Source organism: Methanosalsum zhilinae DSM 4017 (genome assembly GCF_000217995.1).
GTDB lineage: Archaea > Halobacteriota > Methanosarcinia > Methanosarcinales > Methanosarcinaceae > Methanosalsum > Methanosalsum zhilinae.
In genome coordinates, this window is record NC_015676.1 from 1,820,969 (window position 1) to 1,837,359 (window position 16,391).

At 40.7% G+C, this 16,391-nt stretch carries 17 protein-coding genes; 4 read left to right on the top strand and 13 right to left on the bottom strand.

Translation table 11 applies throughout. The features are described 5' to 3' along the window. Nucleotides 1–521: 521 nt before the first annotated feature. The 4 genes from MZHIL_RS08545 to MZHIL_RS08560 are packed head-to-tail and all read right to left on the bottom strand — an operon-like array spanning nucleotide 522 to nucleotide 5,422. Nucleotides 522–1,937: a sodium/glutamate symporter gene (locus MZHIL_RS08545; protein ID WP_013898971.1), complete on the bottom strand. Its 1,416-nt coding sequence runs from the start codon at nucleotides 1,935–1,937 to the stop codon at nucleotides 522–524. A gap of 44 nt (nucleotides 1,938–1,981) precedes the next feature. Continuing rightward, nucleotides 1,982–2,752 (bottom strand): anaerobic ribonucleoside-triphosphate reductase activating protein, encoded by a 771-nt coding sequence (locus MZHIL_RS08550; protein ID WP_013898972.1) that lies wholly within the window; start codon nucleotides 2,750–2,752, stop codon nucleotides 1,982–1,984. After that, complete coding sequence (gene nrdD / locus MZHIL_RS08555; RefSeq protein WP_394295822.1) at nucleotides 2,749–5,124, bottom strand: anaerobic ribonucleoside-triphosphate reductase; 2,376 nt, start codon at nucleotides 5,122–5,124, stop codon at nucleotides 2,749–2,751. Before nrdD ends, MZHIL_RS08550 begins: the two co-directional genes overlap by 4 nt. 40 nt (nucleotides 5,125–5,164) lie before the next feature. Continuing rightward, nucleotides 5,165–5,422, bottom strand: a complete 258-nt coding sequence (locus MZHIL_RS08560) for a glutaredoxin family protein (protein ID WP_013898974.1) — start codon at nucleotides 5,420–5,422, stop codon at nucleotides 5,165–5,167. Between the two features lie 408 nt (nucleotides 5,423–5,830). On the opposite strand from MZHIL_RS08560, the gene radB reads away from it, so the two are divergent. After that, nucleotides 5,831–6,508 carry a DNA repair and recombination protein RadB gene (gene radB / locus MZHIL_RS08565; protein WP_013898975.1) on the top strand — a complete coding sequence of 226 codons (678 nt, stop codon included), beginning with the start codon at nucleotides 5,831–5,833 and terminating at the stop codon, nucleotides 6,506–6,508. Nucleotides 6,509–6,511: 3 nt separating this feature from the next. Here the strand turns inward: radB and MZHIL_RS08570 are convergent, their stop codons facing one another. Then, entirely contained in the window at nucleotides 6,512–7,264 is a 753-nt protein-coding gene (locus MZHIL_RS08570) for a tRNA (adenine-N1)-methyltransferase (RefSeq protein WP_157209661.1), read from the bottom strand. Between the two features lie 15 nt (nucleotides 7,265–7,279). Further along, on the bottom strand, nucleotides 7,280–9,115 hold the full coding sequence (locus MZHIL_RS08575) for an HD domain-containing protein (protein ID WP_048815560.1): 1,836 nt from the start codon (nucleotides 9,113–9,115) through the stop codon (nucleotides 7,280–7,282). Nucleotides 9,116–9,225: 110 nt separating this feature from the next. Between MZHIL_RS08575 and MZHIL_RS08580 the strand changes: the two genes are divergently transcribed. Beyond that, nucleotides 9,226–10,245, top strand: a complete 1,020-nt coding sequence (locus MZHIL_RS08580) for an S-methyl-5-thioribose-1-phosphate isomerase (RefSeq protein WP_013898978.1) — start codon at nucleotides 9,226–9,228, stop codon at nucleotides 10,243–10,245. Between the two features lie 82 nt (nucleotides 10,246–10,327). Further along, nucleotides 10,328–10,501: a preprotein translocase subunit Sec61beta gene (locus MZHIL_RS08585; protein WP_013898979.1), complete on the top strand. Its 174-nt coding sequence runs from the start codon at nucleotides 10,328–10,330 to the stop codon at nucleotides 10,499–10,501. A 183-nt stretch (nucleotides 10,502–10,684) separates the two neighbouring features. Here the strand turns inward: MZHIL_RS08585 and MZHIL_RS08590 are convergent, their stop codons facing one another. From MZHIL_RS08590 to MZHIL_RS08615, 6 genes are all read right to left on the bottom strand, one after another. Beyond that, entirely contained in the window at nucleotides 10,685–11,545 is an 861-nt protein-coding gene (locus MZHIL_RS08590) for a glycine betaine ABC transporter substrate-binding protein (RefSeq protein ID WP_013898980.1), read from the bottom strand. 204 nt (nucleotides 11,546–11,749) lie between these two features. Next, nucleotides 11,750–12,607 (bottom strand): glycine betaine ABC transporter substrate-binding protein, encoded by an 858-nt coding sequence (locus MZHIL_RS08595; protein ID WP_013898981.1) that lies wholly within the window; start codon nucleotides 12,605–12,607, stop codon nucleotides 11,750–11,752. A 132-nt stretch (nucleotides 12,608–12,739) separates the two neighbouring features. After that, entirely contained in the window at nucleotides 12,740–13,579 is an 840-nt protein-coding gene (locus tag MZHIL_RS08600) for an ABC transporter permease (protein WP_013898982.1), read from the bottom strand. Between the two features lie 2 nt (nucleotides 13,580–13,581). Beyond that, complete coding sequence (locus tag MZHIL_RS08605; protein WP_013898983.1) at nucleotides 13,582–14,766, bottom strand: quaternary amine ABC transporter ATP-binding protein; 1,185 nt, start codon at nucleotides 14,764–14,766, stop codon at nucleotides 13,582–13,584. 132 nt (nucleotides 14,767–14,898) lie between these two features. Then, nucleotides 14,899–15,108 (bottom strand): heavy-metal-associated domain-containing protein, encoded by a 210-nt coding sequence (locus MZHIL_RS08610; RefSeq protein WP_013898984.1) that lies wholly within the window; start codon nucleotides 15,106–15,108, stop codon nucleotides 14,899–14,901. Between the two features lie 67 nt (nucleotides 15,109–15,175). Continuing rightward, nucleotides 15,176–15,466 carry a signal recognition particle protein Srp19 gene (locus MZHIL_RS08615; RefSeq protein WP_048815701.1) on the bottom strand — a complete coding sequence of 97 codons (291 nt, stop codon included), beginning with the start codon at nucleotides 15,464–15,466 and terminating at the stop codon, nucleotides 15,176–15,178. A gap of 89 nt (nucleotides 15,467–15,555) precedes the next feature. Here MZHIL_RS08615 and MZHIL_RS08620 point away from each other — a divergent pair, with 89 nt between their 5' ends. Further along, the gene (locus MZHIL_RS08620) at nucleotides 15,556–15,828 is read left to right on the top strand and encodes a hypothetical protein (RefSeq protein ID WP_013898986.1); all 273 of its coding nucleotides are present in this window, start codon (nucleotides 15,556–15,558) and stop codon (nucleotides 15,826–15,828) included. Between the two features lie 13 nt (nucleotides 15,829–15,841). On the opposite strand, the gene MZHIL_RS08625 is transcribed toward MZHIL_RS08620, so the two are convergent. Beyond that, complete coding sequence (locus tag MZHIL_RS08625; RefSeq protein ID WP_245527539.1) at nucleotides 15,842–16,330, bottom strand: DUF5806 family protein; 489 nt, start codon at nucleotides 16,328–16,330, stop codon at nucleotides 15,842–15,844. Nucleotides 16,331–16,391 lie beyond the last annotated feature (61 nt).

The window sequence follows — 16,391 nt, forward strand, 5'->3', positions numbered from 1 at the left end:
CATGAGCTATGTTGTGATTGATAGAGAATTAAAATTTCAGGAAAAAATCCATCAGAAGATGATATTAGTAAATGGATAATATTAAGATTTTAAACTTATTTAAAAGAGCTATTTTGAGCTTTAAATATATTTTAAACTTAAATACTAATTATAAATATAAATAAAACTTATTTAAATAATAAAAACTATTTAAATTGATTAAAATAGAATTTTATTATATTTAGATTCATAAATACTAATTAATTCTAAAAATAGATTGAATGAAAGCTTTATATCTTTAAAAAACATATATAACATGTTAGTAATCCCATAATTCTGGGGGGCTAATTGGGAGGTGACATAACATATGGTCAAACCACAGGAATCAAAAAAACCAGGACAGACTGCCAAAAAAGGGGAGCAGGCTAAAAAGCAGCAGAAAAAGTAAACTAATATGATATTTCATCCTGCAAAAATCTTGAGGTTGCTTTTTTGGCAACCTTTCTCTTTTTCATACATGTCCATAATTTACAGAACTGAATTCATTTTCTGCCAAAATGGAATATTCCAAGCCATATCCAGAATGCCATCAGCACAGCTGCAAAGATGAGCACCGGTACCGGGCCAAACTGGAATATCAGTGGCACCGAGGCTGCTGTAAAAATTCCCCCACCTACAACAGGCTCAAACATCAGCTGTTTATATCCAAAACTTTCAAGAGCAGGAGATTTATTTTCCGGATCTGCTATTTTCATCAGCAGAAGACCGCTTGCAGTCATACCCATTGACTGGCCAAAATTACCGATACCCCTTTCAAACCAGTACGTGGGAATCATTCTGGGTGCCAGGTAAATATATGCAACCACATTCCAGACAATACCAACAACTCCAAGAATGATGAATGGTGCCAGGTTATCACCGATTACTGCAAGAGAGAGTGTTGCAATTGCACTCACGATCAAAATGTCCAGAGAAAGACCCTGTATCCTCATCATTATATTTCGATCAAGCGTCTGGTGGACATCAAATCTGTCCAGAAATATCTGGAGAATAATACCACCGATCATTGCCAGAGGAAATAACGGAATGTATCTCAGCAGGTATACATCAGTCATCTGGCCCCAGGTAATCTCCTCCAGAAAAATAAAACCCTGGAGAAGAAGATATCCAATACCAATTGCAACTCCGATATAGGCAAAATGAAGGGAGAGTGGTTCAATCGATTCAGGACGTGTAGTTATTTTACCTGCAGATTCCCTGGCATCAAAATCAACAATACCTGCCTGCTGCAGTTTATCCAGCTGGAGTTCATCAGGATCCTTGAGCACATTTGAATCACCTTTTCTAATTCCATAATTTAAAAGTACTATCCCAAAAACAACTCCAAACAGAATACCAATAGTTGCAAGGCCTATTGCCAGATCCCCTCCTTCAGCAAATCCAAGTTCTTCAAAGGTTCCTGCCATACCTGCCGCTGTTCCATGACCTCCTTCAAAACCAATTTCAATCAAGGCACCTGCCATAGGATTTACTGCAAAAAATGGAGTAAGGATCAGAAGAGTAACCAGTATCCCAAAAACATACTGACCCCAGGCCATTGTCTGCCCGTGTGCCACCTGAGGCCCTGCGATAATCCAGATCTCACGCAGGCTGGGAATCTTTTTTCCAAGAAAGAGTGTTGCAAATATGATGTTTATAAAAAGTGCTGGCAGGGCTGCCCATACATTCAGAATATCCTCAGGAAAAAGTCCGTCTGAGAGCAGGGAATTTTCATATCCCATCCCGACAGCAACTTGCCCAAGAACATCGGGACCAAGAAACAGAGCCAGAAATCCTCCAATCAGTGAACTTGGAATGAAGAGTTTCTGGAGAGGAGGAGACATTAAGCGAATCCATTTTCCTGCAAGCAAAATCAAACCCAGTAACAGAAAACTCATCCCAACCATTGAAGCAGACATTGAAAAAACTCCTATATTGTATCAAAATTCAGGTACTGACTGATTCAGATTTTTTCATTTCCGTGTTCCTTTGAACGAATCCATACATTATTAAGATACCGGCGGGCATGCTGGCCTAATTTCAGAAGTTCATCCCGGTTGAGAGGAAGGGTATTCCGGATATTCTCAGACATTGCATTTTCTGTTATTCCCTGCTGGATAACATAATCCACATCTCTGCCTGCATGTTCTGCAATCCATCTGGCAATGGATGATATCTCCTCCGGAGTTTCGATCAGATCCCTGAAAACGGTGGTACGCATCTCCAACTGTACACCGGCTTCCAGAATACATTCAATCGACCCCTGCAGTCTCCTGACAATTTCTCCAGAATCACACTTCACACTTCCAGCCGCACCAAGTCCTGCAATCTTTCTGTAGAGATGAGGATTGTCAGGAGGTGCCTTGATATCAACAAAAAATCTATCCACAAGTCCTTTCTCCGCCAGAGTGCAGATGTTATCCTCAAAGAAGCCATTGGTTTCAATACCCACCAGCAGATCCCTTTCCTTTGCAAATGAGGCCAGGTGAACTACAGCATCAATATGCATCATCGGTTCTCCGCCTGAGAAAACAACACTGCTGACAAAAGGAGTGGCCTTTATAATATCCTGCTCTGCTTCTGAAATATCCACTGGTTCAGATACTGCCAGAAGATCATAATTCTGACAGTAGGGGCACCTGAAGGGACATTCCCTGAAAAAAAGGACAACAGAAGCTCTGCCATACCAGTCAACTGTTGATACGGAAACAGAGCCTGAATAGTTTATCTTCATAGCATGTCAGCTGAATTGTATCTCATACGGTCCTTAAGTTCCTGCTTCTTTGCCGCATTCCAGCCACCAACTGCCTGAACATATCCCGTTACCCTTGAGAGATGTTCCACATTATCTGAACTGCAGTTGGAGCAGCTATCAAGAAGCCCTGAAGCTACATGGAAATCATTCATGCAGACGGTCATATCCTTGGTAAATGCAAAGTATCCTACCTGGGTATTTCTGGCAATTTTCATTGCAAAATCCTTGAGACCTGAAGGATCCGGATGACCTTCTCCCATCCAGATATGCAGAATATTTCCACCATCCACTATAGGGAAGAAGACATGTTCGATATTGATCCTGTCAGTAATTGAAATGTCAGCTCCAGGAGGTACATGCGTACCATTGGTATAGTAAATTGGCAAATCTCTTGTATCCTTTAGCTGTTTTCTTGTAGATTCAAGATCTCCCTTTATAACCTTCTCAGCATGCTTTGAGAATTCCATGTGGAGAAGATCAGATACAGCAAATCTCTGACATGTAGTTTCAGCAGGAGTTCTTGCAAGGGCAATTTCCATTGAATGAGTTTCACTGAGCTGTCTTGCATATAGTTCCATTTCTGTCATGCACCTTACAGCAAGTTTGAACGCATCCTTTGACTCATGCATCTGCATACCGGTATGATGCTGGACCATTTCATTAAGTCCTATAATACCAATGGTATATACAAGTGAATCAATATCCACAGCTATAGCACCACGTTTTCCGGTGGCAGGATCCTTGGGCTGCTGGGTTGCAAAAGGCATGCGGCCATTCCTGATAATATTGTCCATCCAGCGTCTTTTGACCTTGAATACCTCAACTGCCTGATCCATAAGCCGTCTCAATTCTCTGAAAAGAGCTTCATCATCAGCTTCTGCACGATAGGCGGCCCTTGGACAGTTAAGAGACACAACCTGCCAGGCACCCATTGAAAAGTGCATTCCATCCCTGAAATAAAGTTTATCCTCGAAGTGGGAATCTGCATCTGCTGTTGCTGAAAACTGATATGCACAGCACTGATAGCATGAAATACCCTCGCCTGCTCCCCTGTATGCAGGAAGCTGGTTGTCAAAGTAGGGAGTACCAAACCGTGTTGCTAGTTCAAAGGACATGGTATAGAGTTCATCATATGTAGGAAGCTGCGGGTTGGCCTTATTGAACTCCTCGTCCTCCTGCATAAAGTCAGGTTCAATGGATATTTCGGGTTTTGGGAAGTTGAAAGGCTTGCCCCAGTAATCTCCCTGAAGCATCACATTCATCAAAGCTCTGAACCCGAGCCTGACCTCGCGTTCAAATTCTCCGTATGTCCTAAGAGGAGTATCTTTTCCATCCCATACACGACCTTTGTACACAACAGGTTTATCCCTCCACAGTTTAGGGATACCTGGTGATAGCTGAACCGATGAGAATACAAGCTGTCCGCCTCTGGCAACCATCATCTGGGTCATCTCATACACAAACATCTGCATGAGCTGTTCGATTTCAGGATAATCCATGCCCTCAAAGTATGGTGCCATGAATGTCAGGAAATTGTAAAAACCCTGGCCGCCTGCAAAATTGGTCTGCGCACTGCCAAGTGCCTTAACTGCATGAAGTATAGCAACCTCAGCGTTTTTTGCAGGCCCTGCCACACTTGCCTTGGTACCTGAACCATCTGGCATCAGGCCATAATAGAAAAAGTACCTCAGGTCCCAGTCCTGGCAGAATGCACGGGTGCCCAGGTACTCCAGGTCATGTATATGAATATCACCATTAAGGTGCAGATCTGCCACCTTTGGAGGCAGGAGTAGAAGATACTGTTCCTTGGATATCTTATCTGCTTTTTTCTTGTGGGATGTTTCAGCATTTTCCTGCAGGTTGGCATTGTCCTTTGCCTCAAATCCTGTACCAATATCTATCTTATAGGCATCGTATACAGGAGTACCTACCCTGGTTGAGATGTTACGCCATTCAACATGACCATTTTCAATGAGAACTATATTGACCAGTTCCCTTACAAGAGGACTTGAAAGAAATTGGAGGTTCATTGCACGAATACGTTTTTCGGTCTCCTTTGCAATATCCCTGGCTTGTTCAGGAGTTATTGCAGACTTGCCATAGAACTGTTCACAGAGTTGAGTTTCCTTAAGTAGCTGATTAACAACAACACTGCGATCCCAGTCAACTATATGTCCGTCAGTTGTACGTACCCTGGGCATTGCCGGAACAAATTCACCTTCCAGGGTCTGCTGCATTGGTACATGGACCTGATGTTTTCTGTTTTCAGCGATTTGCATATCATCTTTCACAATGCTATCCTCATTATTAAGATCTTTATTTATTTCTTTTATTTTCGAACTTTCTGTCATAGTACCTGTACCGCAACCATGCATTCTCCCACCTCGACATTTATAGATCAAGTATGCTGCTGATAGCATCCATATTTAAAGTCTCACCTTTAAACAGTTCCTCATAAGTAAGGAATGTATCACCAACCTGCAGAACCGGAGCAGTCACGGTGAAAACACCGTTTATACGAAGTTCTGTAAGAGATTCCGGTGAAGACATGTCTGCCTCCTTAAAAGGTATATCGTTCTTTTTCATGACCGTCTTTAATTTGTCACATTTTGGACAGATCTGAGTAGTGTATATGGTTATTTGCTCCATTTTTTTCACATCCATTATCAGGATATCACATATTCATACAATTCTATATTATCAGGTAGCCGGGAAGCATATCAGGCAGCACCAGACGATAGACGTACCTGAGAAAGTTCATCAAAATCAAACCCCAGCGACACTGCCTGCCCTCATGATAAAGCATCTATCACGTAATATTTGTGTAAATGATACAAACGATCTTTTGGTTAATAATAATTTTCCAACTCATCTTTGCATACTAAAAATTTTTAATTTTAACATGTGTGATCACATATCTGATAACATATGTGATAACAAAAAATAAATATCCTTTAGTTCTGGATTCTATTGCATAAGCTCATAGGAATATGATCTGTCCAGCTGCAAAAAACGTATATTGCATCTATACATTATACAAAATAAATTTAATCAGAGGTGTATCAAATAAAAACATATTTACAATCAGGATGCGAACCTCTTGACCGGCTTCTGGGAGGAGGATTTGAATCCGGTATTGTCACCCAGATATTTGGAGAAGCAGGCAGTGGAAAAACCAATATATGCCTCCAGACTGCGGTCGAATGTGTAAAAAACGGAAGAAAGGTAATATATATAGATACTGAAGCCATTTCAGCCGATCGATTCGAACAGATTGCAGGTGAGAGGGCAAAGGAAATTGCAAGAGACATTATAATCTATGAACCCACCAGCTTTGAGGAACAGTATTCAGCCATTCTGGACCTGAGTAAGATTGCAGGTGAGAATATTGGACTCATAATTCTGGATTCTGCAACTTCCTTCTACCGTTATGAACTGGATGATGAAGATTCAGGAATACGAACCAGGCGAGAACTGTCCAACCAGCTTGGGATTCTTCACAGCTTTGCAAGAAAACATGACATAGCGGTGATCATTACAAATCAGATCTACACAGATATTGTTTCCGGTGCCTACAAGCCAATCGGAGGCAGCGGTATCGAGCATATATCAAAGACAATTATACAGCTTGAACGTACCGGCACCGGAACACGCCTTGCAAAACTATGGAAACACAGGTCAAGACCTGAAGGTGAGACCTGCAGGTTTACGATAACATCAGATGGTGTAAGGTAGAAATCATTTTCTTGCAATTGTTATAAAACCTGTATGCCCGACCCTTGCGGTGGAAGGTCTTGTACCTCTGTCTGAAAAAGATATCTCCCTTTCGATACATTCCAGTGTCACAACATCTGAAAAACCTGCCTCTCCAAATGATTGCCGTATTTCTTTTGTCTGCTCAATGAATGGGGAATAGGTAGCAACATATCCTCCGGTCTGAAGAATATTTATAACATGGGGTATCACTTTCATTGAATGCATGGTATCCAGTGTGATCACATCAAATGCCTGATCAAGATTTTTGACCTCCTCAACTATATCTCCACACCTGACCTCCACATTATCGAGTCCTGCATTGATGATATTCTGGCGTGCAACCTCTGCAAAATCTTCTTTTATTTCATAGCTGATAACTTTTTTTGCAATGGATCCAAGATACATGGCAAGAATACCTGAACCGGTTCCAGAATCCAGGACAACATCATTTTTATTAAGACCGGTATATGCTATTATCATACCAATATCCTTTGGCATCATGGGTGCTCCGGTTCTCTTTGCATGCCTGAAAAAGTCAGGGGTCCGGGGTCTGTGGATCAAAAATGTATGCCCTTTATGAGACTGTACAGTATCTCCTATACTACTTTGAAGAATATCGTTCATATATATGATTCCCAGGTCAGTGTGGTAATCTTCATCAGATACCACCGTGATAAACTCACGTATCCTTTTTCCATGGGAAGTCCTTAGAAGTATCATATCACCTTTTTTCAATAAAAACACCTTTTTTTATCCATTGTATCGAGCTTCAGGCAGGGTTAGCATATCCCTTGGAACACGGTGCTGATTTACTCTGATATAATCCAGGATCGAATCAAACTCTCTCCTGTATGAATCCACCAGCGATCTGGAATATTCAACTCCTTCTGATGTGAGAACGTATTCATATCTCTGCCTGATACGTCCATGTTTTTCATAATATCTCAAGTCTTCGTCCACCATGCCCATTGCAACAAGTATCTGAATGTCCTCAAACAGTTTTTCACTATATGGGAATCCAAACTTATCATGGAACCTGTAGTCAAAAAGATATTTGAGTATTTCATCCTTTCCAAATTCCCTAACCGTGCGATATATCCAGGTTATGTTCCTCAGGCGTGGAATTGAGATGTAATCACCATTTATCTCCTCAAAAATACTGTGAACACCATAAAAAAGAAGGATCAGTCCTTCAATTGAAAGATACTGTTCTTTGCGTATAAACCTGAGAAGTCTGGGAGAGAGATTTCGGACCACTTTAACCATTTCAGCCTCCAGTAAATCCGTATCAACTCCATTAGAATCATTATTATTATAATCTGGAATAAATGCAGTCAGTGACATCTGTCTGGATATGGCCCTCACAAGTCCATTTGCAAGTGCAGACTCGTCATAGAGAAAACTTTCGGCATTCCCTGATACAAACCTCATCGTTTTTGGAACTCCAGTCGCAACACTTAGATCTATCAGCATATTTCCAGTATCCAGTTCCTTTGAAAACTCAGTTTCAAACATCTTGCAGGCAACACCGTGTCTTGCAATTGTTGAAAGAGCCATTCTGGTTACAGAAGAAAGGGTCTTTTGATTAAAGCGAACTGCAGGGCCATCAATATTACCACTTTCTATTCTGGATACCAGATCACAGCCCTTTGCAGAGGCATACGTCCGGATAAAATTTAACAGATTATCATCATTATGTACCGTAAAAAACTCAATTATCTTATCTGTTACATGAGGATTACTGTGTTTGTGGCGGTAATTTGATATTGCATCTTCAAGGGCATGCAAAAGCATTACTCTGGCAGCCTGGGTCCTTGGATGATGTATTATAGCAGTATAATGATGTGCTCTTGCAATAAGCATTGATTCTGCAGCAGTCATGACCATATCCTCAGCATAGCTTGTTTCTGAAATGTCCCCCAGCATCAGACGATCGTTTTTGATAGTAAGACTCTGTACGATCTGATCCACATCGATCAAACCCAGGGAAACTCCAGTATGATAGGAATCACGCAACAGAAAATCTATTCTGTCTGCATCAATGTCTCCTGATATTATCTGTGACAGATATGGTCTCTCAACTCCATCAGTTTCTCCTGTTGCAATTTTTGAAATCTCATCAAAAAATATGACAGCATCCCTGTCAAACCTATCCTCGACCATTGCGGAAATTGTTCTATGGTGACATAATTCATTTCTTATGATATACCTTGTAAATGCTTCATGGTTCATACATTTCTCTTTTCCCATCTCAGGTTGAAGTTCAGGATTTCTTTTCAGAACATCTTCCACAGCATGAGAAAAGGCTGCATGTCCGATATCATGCAGAAGACCTGCTATCCTCAATTTCTCGATCTCCACACTATCCAGACCCAGTGAACTACCAATAATCGAAGCTGTCTGCATTGTCCCTATACTGTGTTCAAAGCGGGTATGGTTTGCACCAGGATATACAAGATCTGCAAGTCCAAGCTGCTGTATCTTTCGAAGGCGCTGGATCTGAGGAGTGTTTATAAGAGCTGTTTCCAGATCATTTAAGATAACTGTTCTGTGTACCGGATCATGTATAATCATGGGTTTAGACATCAATACCAGATATAACAGCGGAGATATATATATGATCGGAAACATGAATAAAATTAACTATCAGGCCATCTAATATTGCTATCAGAATAAATGTTATCAGGATGGATCATATGAGAACAATTGACTGGGACACAAATACAGGCACAATAAAACTGATCGATCAAACATTACTGCCAGGAGAATATAGGGTAATCGAGTGTGCAACACTCAGTTCACTATGTAAGGCAATCAAATCTTTAAAGGTACGGGGTGCTCCTGCACTTGGTGCAGCCGGGGGATTTGGCATGGCTCTTGCAGCCAGACTCAGTGGTGCAAAGACAATGGATTCACTTATTCAGGATCTGGAAAAGGCTGCAGAAATTATAAAATCCACAAGACCTACCGCAATAAATCTTGCATGGGGGGTTGACCGGGTACTTCATGCAGTCTCAGATGCCTATAATACATCAAGTGTAAGGGACATTGCAGTAGAAGAAGCAATAAGGATAGCAGACGAAGATGTAAAAATCAATAAACAGCTTGGAAAATACGGATCAGAATTGCTGGATGACGGAGATGTGGTAATGACTCATTGCAATGCAGGACGGCTTGCCTGTGTTGACTGGGGAACTGCACTGGGTGTTGTTCGTTCTGCTGTTGAAGAGGGTAAATCCATTAAAGTAGTTGCCTGTGAGACAAGGCCACTCAACCAGGGAAGCCGGCTCACCACATGGGAACTGATGCAGGATGACATTCCAGTGACATTGATTGCTGATTCAATGGCAGGACATATAATGCGCAGAGGAATGATTGATAAGATCGTTGTTGGTGCTGACAGGATCACTGAAGATGTTGTTTTTAACAAAATCGGAACATACACCCATTCGGTGCTGGCCATTGAGCACGAAATACCATTCTATGTTGCAGCACCCACTTCCACCTTTGATTTCAAGGAATGGGAAGGAAGTGTCAAAATTGAGATGCGAGATCCCGATGAGTTGAAATTTATTTCTGGGGTTCAGACTGCTCCTGAAAATGTGGAAGTATATAACCCTGCATTTGATGCAACTCCAATGGAGAACATATCTGCGATCATAACTGAAAAAGGCGTATTTCATCCTCCTTTCCTGCTAGACGAGATCAGAGTATAGGCAAAAGGATTATAAGATAGAAAACAATAAGTAGCATCCTCACTAATATATAAAAAATAAATAATGTACACAGAGGGATTATATGGCTAAGAAAAAATCAGAAGGCAGTGGATTGATGTCATCAGCCGGTCTTATGCGGTACTATGAGGCCGATAAAAAAGCTCCACATATTAATCCAAAGACTGTAATCGTGGTGGGATTGCTGTGCGGAGTTGCAATACTGTTCCTTAATGCAAGTTATGGCATGTGGCCGTAAGCAGACATGATCTGCAGGTCACAGTAACAACTATTTTTATAAAATTAGAGAACAGGGGGTTAAATAATTGGTACTTAAATGGATAAAGAAAATCATCAAAATATTTATAAAAACAAAGATACTTCTCTGGCTTAAAAGAAAAATATGGAGAATAATCAAAAAATAATAAGGGTGTTTAAACCCTTATTCTCCGAGCCATTCGCTTACTTTTTCTGGATTGTTTTCAATCCACCTTGCAGCTGCTTCTTCAGGAGAATATCCTTCCTCCATATCCAGCATTACTGATTCTACATCATCCAGTGTCCAGTAGAACCTTGAGATAATTTCATAAAGTTCTGGTTTATCTTCCTGAAGTCCCTCGCGGGCAAGGGTTGCAACATATTCCTCTCCACCATACACCATCTCTGGATCCTCAAGGTATTTCAGTTCCCAGCGTTCAAATTTCCAGTGAGGACTCCAGCCGGTAACAACAACCCATTCATCATTGGTTATTGCAGATCTTATTTCTGCAGTCATAGCTGCTCCACTGCTTGCCACAAGTTCATATTCAAGATCATAGACCTCAATTGCATTCTCTGTTGCAGTCATAATACCGGCACCTGGTTCAATACCCACAATCCTTCCATCAAACTCATCGACTACATCGTTCATCTCTTCGATTGAATCAATGGTCACATATTGAGGTACCACAAGCCCAATCCTGGCACCTTCAAGATTTACTGCTACCTCTTCAAAGTCATCACCAAATCTATCCATGTAATGACCATGGGTATGTGGAAGCCATGCTGAAGTGGTAAAGTCAAACTGTCCATCAGCAAGACCACGGTATAGTGCACCTGGTTCTATAGAGATTATTTCAACTTCATACCCGGCTTCCTCCAGTACCTGCTTCATCACATTGGTACTTGCAATCTCTCCGGCCCATGGAAGATAGCCAATGGTTGTCTGATAAGGATCATCATCCAGAGCCTCAAGACAACCTGCCCCTATAACAATACCTGTTATGGCTATGATCATTAACAATGCTACTTTTACTCTATTCAAAATTATACAACTCCTGTGTAAGATATTTATCCATATATAATTAATAAATCATTAAATATTAAATTACCTGAGACTTTATGACCATTCTATCACAGATATAAAAAATTTGGATTTATGGATGATCAGGCACTTCTCTGCAACTATCTGAAAGGCCTAACATCATTATCTAATCAAAAAAGGTAAAAAAAATAAGGGTAAAAACCCTTATGCACCTATCCATTCATTTACTTTTTCTGGATTCTCTTCAACCCACTTTGCAGCAGCGTCTTCAGGAGCCATTCCCTCTTCAATATCCATCATAACAGACTGGATATCATCCTGGGTCCAGTAGAACCTTGATATTATGTCATAGAGTTCTGGTTTATCTTCCTGGAGTCCTGCACGTGCAAGGGTTGCAACATATTCTTCCTCACCATAGACCAGTTCTGGGTCCTCAAGGTATTTCAGTTCCCAGCGGTCAAATTTCCAGTGAGGGCTCCAGCCGGTAACAACAACCCATTCATCATTGGCTACTGCGGTCCTGAGTTCTGCAGCCATGCCTGCACTGCTGCTTGCCACAAGTTCATATTCAAGATCATATACATCAATTGCATTCTCTGTTGCGGTCATAATACCGGCACCCGGTTCAATACCCACAATCCTTCCATCAAACTCATCTACTACATCGTTCATCTCTTCGATTGAATCAATAGTTACATATTCAGGTACCACAAGACCGATCTTACAGCCTTCAAGATTTGTGGATACTTCTACAAAGTTGTCACCATACTGGTCCATGTAGTGACCGTGGGTATGTGGAAGCCATGCTGAGGTGGTAAAGTCAAACTGGCCCTGTGCAAGTCCCTGATAAAGAGGTCCTGCATCCACAGCTATGATCTCTACATCATATCCTGCCTGTTCAAGTACCTGCTTCATTACATTTGTACTTGCAACTTCTCCATCCCATGTAACATATCCAATTGTAGCTGACATTTCATCATCTATAGCATCAAGGCATCCAAGGCCCACAATGCTGAGAATCAAAACAGCACTTACCATTAATATCTTCATCTTTCCATTCATTTTATCACAACTAATTCATTTTAGCAAAGAATATATTTTCATATATACATTTTAGTGATTTATAATTTATTTTTATCCTTATAAATCTTGGGGTTTTTTACCCGTTAGAAAAAAATTAAAAATGACAGATATTCACCTTTTTGGGGTGAGACTCTGCGTTAATCTGTCAAGTATTATGGCAATTATCACAATACCAAGACCAGCTTCAAAGCCGGAACCTATATCAATCCTCTGGATGGCTGCCAGAACCTGATAACCAAGACCTGGAGCTCCGATCATAGCAGCGATGACTACCATCGAGAGTGAAAGCATGATACACTGGTTGACCCCGGCCATTATGGATGGCATTGCTGAAGGAATTTCAATCTTCATCAGTTTCTGCATTGGAGTGGAACCAAATGCATCCCCTACTTCTTTTAGCTCTTTGGGAACATGCTGTATCCCGAGTATTGTAAGCCTGATAGGTGGAGGCATTGCAAACACAATGGTTGCCACAAGACCTGGAACGTTACCCAATCCAAAGAAAATCACTGCTGGTATCAGATATACAAATGAAGGCATTGTCTGCATAAAGTCAAGTACCGGCCTTATGATATACAGCAGTGTCTCATTCTTTGCAGTAATAATACCTATCGGGATAGCTATTACCAGTGCTACCAGTGCAGCTGCAAGTACAAGTGAAAGTGTCTGCATTGATTGGGTCCACAGTCTCATTCTCTCAAGCAGAACAAGTGCAACTGCAACACCTATTGCCAGTTTTGTATCACGCCTGCCAACAAAGTATGCAATGGCTGCAACGATGAGTATGAAAATAACAGGAGGGAACAGAAAAAGAATATCCCTTATCCCGCTGATCAGTATGTTCATGATTGCAGTGAATAGATCAAGGAGAAAACCAAGGTTCTGCTCAATCCATTCAACTAAAGCTTCAACCCCGTCTCCTAAAGGAATATGTGGAATTTCAAATACCATATTCAGTCCTCCATTGCAAGTGCACCAAGAACACTTCCTCTAACTACCACACCAATAAGTTTGTCCTTTTCATCAACCACAGCAAGAGGAGAATGCGATTCAATAATTGGAATCAGTTCATTCAATGGAGTATCAGGAGCAGTCTTATGTACATCTTCACCCATGACATCCTCTATCTTCTTACTCTCTTTTATGCCATCTATTGCCTTATCGATTGTAACAAAACCTTTCAGTATCTTATTTCGATCCACTACATATATTGAAGATATTCCATGTTTCTTCATCAGCTGAACTGCAACCTTCAGGCTTGAATTGATTGAAATTACAGGATCAGGACGTTTCATTACAGCTTCTGCCAGAAGTACTTTGGACCTGTCAACTCCGGCAACGAACTTTGCTACATAATCATCTGCAGGATTTGTGAGTATTTCCTCTGCTGTACCGATCTGCACAGCTTTACCTTCATTCATTAGAAGAATCCTGTCACCCAGCTTGAGTGCTTCATCAAGGTCGTGTGACACAAAAACTATAGTCTTCTGCATCCGGTCCTGAAGTGCCAGAAGTTCATCCTGCATCTCGCTTCGTATAAGAGGATCAAGAGCACTGAAAGCCTCATCCATGAGCAGAATATCAGGATCCGTTGCAAGAGCTCTTGCAAGACCAACCCTCTGCTGCATTCCTCCACTAAGCTCTGAAATGTCACTGTTCTCATGTCCTTTAAGCCCAACGTTTTCAATAGCTTCAAGGGCTTTTTCATATCTCTGCTCTTTCTCTATACCTCTAACTTCCAGACCATAGGCCACGTTATCAATGACACTTCTATGAGGAAGAAGACCAAAGTTCTGGAAGACCATACCCAGTTTATTCCTTCTAAGTTCCCGAAGATTCTCAGGCTTCATTTTTATAACGTCGTCATCATCAATCAGGATTTCACCGGTGGTGGGTTCTATAAGACGATTTATGCACCTGAGAAGAGTAGATTTACCGGACCCTGAAAGACCCATGATTACAAAAATCTCACCGCTTTTGATCTCAAAATTGAGCTTATAGAGACCAACATTGTGACCGGTCCTTTCCAGTATCTCAGCTTTGGATAAGCCTTCATCCAGCAATTTCAAAACTTTTTTCGGATTCTTTCCAAATATTTTGGATACATCCTTTATTTCAATTTTAGTGTTTTCCTCCACAATTAGAACTCCAGTGAGTACAAAAATGATATTAGATATTTTTACTAATTATACATGTTAATTAACATTTAACCATATATAATTAATTCGATGGATATAAAGTAGTATCTAAAAAAATTATACAATTTAATGTCAGGATTGAGGATCATATCCTGCAGAAACTATTGAAGCTCTTATTTTTTCAGGATCAGTACGTTGATCATCGTATTCAACTGATACAGTGCCTTTATCAAGATCCACGGACACGCCATGCACTCCTTCTGTTGACATCAGCGCTTTTTCAACTGCCATTTTGCAGTGCTGGCATGTCATTCCCCTGACATTTATCATAATATTTTTCATATAATACCTCCTGACACTTGTATTGGACTAATTATACCAGTGCATCAAGCTAATGACCAGAAAACTTTCATTTATCGCCTCTTATCTTCCTGATAGTATCAGCTATTTTCCTTGCAGTCACAGTCTTTGGTTCGATATTTTCCACCAGTACTCTGCCACTCATCTCCCACCATGATTTTGGATATCTTTTATCAGCTTCGACCTCAGGATGAAGATCAAGTTTTGCTGCAGCAGTTTCAATTTCTGTTAACTGCGGGTCCTTTATAGATTTCTTTTTTGAAATTATGCGTCCTTTGCTTCTTGATTTAGACTTATCTATATATGAAGGCCATATTACCAGTTTACCTTTGTCTTTCATCAGCATAGTATAATAGATAGACTTCATCGAATTTAAATTTAGGGTGAACCCATACCTTCTTAATTGAGAATATGCATCAATGAAATATCATGAACAAAAAAATCGATACAATATCAGATCAGATTACCGTTGACCCTGAGATCAAATCTTATATTCTACAAAAGAAAAAGGACTATCGTGTCTGTACCACATGTTCAGGGCCTCTTGTACTTCCTGTTAACATCAAGCCACAAAAACCCAGTGATATTATAATAGATCTGGGAGGGCAGAAATTATATGTCTCAAGAGTACAGGCACAAAGAGTGCGAAACATTGACATGTCCATGATGTGCAGCTGTACTTTCCAGGAGCAGAACCCTTAAGGATTTCTATTAATCATTCGATCATCTGCTCGTTGATCCTTCTGAAAACATCGGTAATCAGTCTCTGAACCTCAATATCGTGGGACTCCGGTACCTCATTACCTTCCGTCTTGGTGAGTTTTTCAAGATCCGACACAATAGTATGTATAAGAGATATCATCTCTTCCTTCGATATGAGTCCTGCATAATAGGCATAGAAGAAAGTAGTTCCACTCCGTCTTACTTTTTTCTTGAAAGCTGAAAGTGAGTTGGATACTTCATGCCTTGAGTAGGGTTCAGTGACAAAAGGAACAAGATCCGGCAGATTCTCACCTATCCAGGTCATCTGTGAATGATTGGATATATCACGAAAATCAGAGCACAGGTGAGCTATCATCCATTCTCTGGCAGTAAGATGAGTGGTCTTTTTCAAAAAGCGGGTAACATCCCCGTAGTCCTTTCCATCCATTTTTCGGAATTTCTGATAATGGTTTGTTTTTTCCATATCCACAATCTCACCCATCAAAGCCACATCTGCATTTACCACAAACAATACGGCAATGTATTGCAACCATTGTAATATT

Excerpts from the sequence above, each read along its gene's own strand:
- MZHIL_RS08545 (WP_013898971.1), bottom strand. The coding sequence starts at position 1,937 with ATGTCTGCTTCAATGGTTGGGATGAGTTTTCTGTTACTGGGTTTGATT.
- MZHIL_RS08550 (WP_013898972.1), bottom strand. The coding sequence starts at position 2,752 with ATGAAGATAAACTATTCAGGCTCTGTTTCCGTATCAACAGTTGACTGG.
- nrdD (WP_394295822.1), bottom strand. The coding sequence starts at position 5,124 with ATGACAGAAAGTTCGAAAATAAAAGAAATAAATAAAGATCTTAATAAT.
- MZHIL_RS08560 (WP_013898974.1), bottom strand. The coding sequence starts at position 5,422 with ATGGAGCAAATAACCATATACACTACTCAGATCTGTCCAAAATGTGAC.
- MZHIL_RS08575 (WP_048815560.1), bottom strand. The coding sequence starts at position 9,115 with ATGTCTAAACCCATGATTATACATGATCCGGTACACAGAACAGTTATC.
- MZHIL_RS08580 (WP_013898978.1), top strand. The coding sequence starts at position 9,226 with ATGAGAACAATTGACTGGGACACAAATACAGGCACAATAAAACTGATC.
- MZHIL_RS08585 (WP_013898979.1), top strand. The coding sequence starts at position 10,328 with ATGGCTAAGAAAAAATCAGAAGGCAGTGGATTGATGTCATCAGCCGGT.
- MZHIL_RS08595 (WP_013898981.1), bottom strand. The coding sequence starts at position 12,607 with ATGAATGGAAAGATGAAGATATTAATGGTAAGTGCTGTTTTGATTCTC.
- MZHIL_RS08600 (WP_013898982.1), bottom strand. The coding sequence starts at position 13,579 with ATGGTATTTGAAATTCCACATATTCCTTTAGGAGACGGGGTTGAAGCT.
- MZHIL_RS08610 (WP_013898984.1), bottom strand. The coding sequence starts at position 15,108 with ATGAAAAATATTATGATAAATGTCAGGGGAATGACATGCCAGCACTGC.
- MZHIL_RS08615 (WP_048815701.1), bottom strand. The coding sequence starts at position 15,466 with ATGAAAGACAAAGGTAAACTGGTAATATGGCCTTCATATATAGATAAG.
- MZHIL_RS08620 (WP_013898986.1), top strand. The coding sequence starts at position 15,556 with ATGAACAAAAAAATCGATACAATATCAGATCAGATTACCGTTGACCCT.
- MZHIL_RS08625 (WP_245527539.1), bottom strand. The coding sequence starts at position 16,330 with ATGGGTGAGATTGTGGATATGGAAAAAACAAACCATTATCAGAAATTC.